The following is a 2171-nucleotide window of genomic DNA, read 5'->3' on the forward strand; positions in this document are numbered from 1 at the left end:
GTTTTGCCCACAAAAACGCGATTGTTGCCGGTATTTTTATTGCAACCCTGTTGAACCATCTTGTTTCAGCCGCACTCGGTGTCTGGCTGGCATCCGCTATTTCGCCCGAAGTCATGAAATGGGTGGTCGGCGGCAGTTTTATTGCGGTTGGATTATGGCTGCTGTTGCCGGATAAAGACGAAGACCCTGACGGCAAGTGGCTGAAATACGGCGCATTTACGGCGACGGTCGTCCTGTTTTTCTTGGCTGAAATCGGCGATAAAACGCAAATTGCGACGGTTCTTTTGGCGGCAAAATACCAATCTATCCTGCTGGTCGTGGTCGGCAGTATTGCCGGTTTGATGATTGCTTCTGTGCCTGCCGTGTATTTGGGCGAAATGCTGATGCGTAAAATTCCGGCCAAAGCAGTGCGTATTGCCGCATGTATCTTGTTCTGCCTGCTGGGTATTTTGACCCTGCTTGGCGACAGTATTGTGTTGAAGGCCGTCTGAAATGTGGGACATTGTTTTTGAACACAAAGATTTTGTGGTCATCAATAAGCCTTGCGGCGTATCGGTGCACAGCGAATCGGAAGGGAATGTTTGCCTGACTGCTTCGCTGGCGCAACAGCTCGGCGTTGAGCGCGTGTGGCTGGTTCACCGTTTGGACAAAGCCACCAGCGGCCTGTTGCTGTTTGCGCTCAACCGCGACAGCGCGACGGCTTTGTCGGCGCAATTTGCCGAGAAAACCATGCGTAAAACTTATTTGGCACTCGGTACGCACAAGCCGGCGAAAAAGCAGGGTTGGGTGAAAGGCAGTATGGCGCGTTCGCGGCGCGGTACATGGAAGCTGACGCGTGATGAGGATAATTTTGCCGTTACCCGTTTCAGCAGCCAAAGCCTGAAGCCCGGTTTGCGGCTGTTTGTGTTGTAACCGTTTACCGGCAAAACCCATCAGCTGCGCGTGGCCATGAAAAGCATAGGCAGTCCGATTTTGGGCGATACGCTGTATGGCGGCGATGAGGCGGAACATCTGTTTTTGCACGCTTGGCGTTTGGTTTTCGACTATCGCGGCGAGCATTTCGATATTCGGGTTGCGCCTGATAAAACATGGCCGTCTGAAATCGATTTGTCGGCGTGTTTGAACTCGGATGAGTCCGAATAGAAGCAGTGAAATTTTTGTGTATATTAAAAAAGGCCGTCTGAAAATTGTTCAGACGGCCTTTTGATTGTTTCAAGTTTACATTTCCAATTCGCTCAAGCCCGGCAAGTCGGCAAAACAGCGGTCATGCGTGATTTGGCAGAAGTTGTCCAGATAGCCTTTGTTGGCGTCTTCCGTACGAATGGCGGCATAAAGTTTGCTTTGTAGGCCGTCTGAAGTGATTTTGCGGTGGACGACGTAGCCTTTTTCCAAATACGGCATGACTGTCCAATAGGGCAGGGCGGCGATGCCGCGTTTGCTGGCAACTAATTGAATAATGGCGATAGTCAGCTCGCTGTGGCGGCGCGGCGGATTAATGCCTTTGGGCAGCAGCACTTTTTTGGGCAAATCCAGCATTTCGTCGGGGACGGGATAAGTAATCAGGGTTTCGTCGATAAAGTCTTCCGCTTCCCAAATGTCTTTGTCAGCAAGCGGGTGGTCTTCTGCGCAGATGCCGACCATTTCATAGGCAAACAGGGGGCGGTAGCTGATGCCGTTGAGCGGCTCGGCTTCGGAAACAATGGCGAGGTCGGCGCGGTGTTGCAGCAACAGTCCGACCGGATCGGCTTGGAAACCGGAAACGATGTCCAATTCAACTTGCGGCCATAAGGGGCGGAACTCACCCATGGCAGGCATCAGCCAGTCAAAGCAGGTATGGCATTCGACGGCAAGCCTGAGTTCGCCCGCTTCGCCTTCGATAATCCGTACCAGATCACGTTCGGCGGCGGCAACCTGCGGCAACAATTCGCGCGCCAGTTGCAATAGGCGCATACCGGCCGGAGTGAAGCGCAAAGGTGTGGATTTGCGTTCAAACAACGGCGTTTCGTAATAATTTTCCAAGGCGCGGATTTGGTGCGACAGGGCAGATTGGGTCAGGAAAACCCGTTTGGCGGCAAGGGAAACGCTGCCGGTTTCTTCTAAAGCCAGCAAGGTTTTGAGATGACGCAATTCGATAATAGAGTCCATGTGTTTTCAGACGGCCTGTGGGTAAG

2 protein-coding genes and 1 pseudogene are annotated in these 2171 nt (G+C 52.5%); 2 read left to right on the plus strand and 1 reads right to left on the minus strand.

Going from position 1 to position 2171, the window contains the following annotated elements:
* Both ACTHUM_RS11935 and ACTHUM_RS11940 read left to right on the plus strand, forming a co-directional pair.
* Nucleotides 1–491: TMEM165/GDT1 family protein (locus ACTHUM_RS11935; RefSeq protein WP_440402961.1), on the plus strand; the 491-nt coding region annotated here is incomplete at its 5' end.
* 1 nt (nt 492) lies between these two features.
* Nucleotides 493–1143 (plus strand): annotated as a pseudogene (locus ACTHUM_RS11940) (TIGR01621 family pseudouridine synthase).
* 75 nt (nt 1144–1218) lie between these two features.
* Here the strand turns inward: ACTHUM_RS11940 and ACTHUM_RS11945 are convergent.
* Nucleotides 1219–2145: a LysR family transcriptional regulator gene (locus ACTHUM_RS11945; RefSeq protein WP_070504237.1), complete on the minus strand. Its 927-nt coding sequence runs from the start codon at nt 2143–2145 to the stop codon at nt 1219–1221.
* Nucleotides 2146–2171 lie beyond the last annotated feature (26 nt).

The organism is Neisseria sp. P0021.S006 (genome assembly GCF_051956895.1).

Bases quoted from the DNA above. Each gene is read 5' to 3' on its own strand.
- ACTHUM_RS11945 (WP_070504237.1), bottom strand. From the start codon at position 2,145: ATGGACTCTATTATCGAATTGCGTCATCTCAAAACCTTGCTGGCTTTA.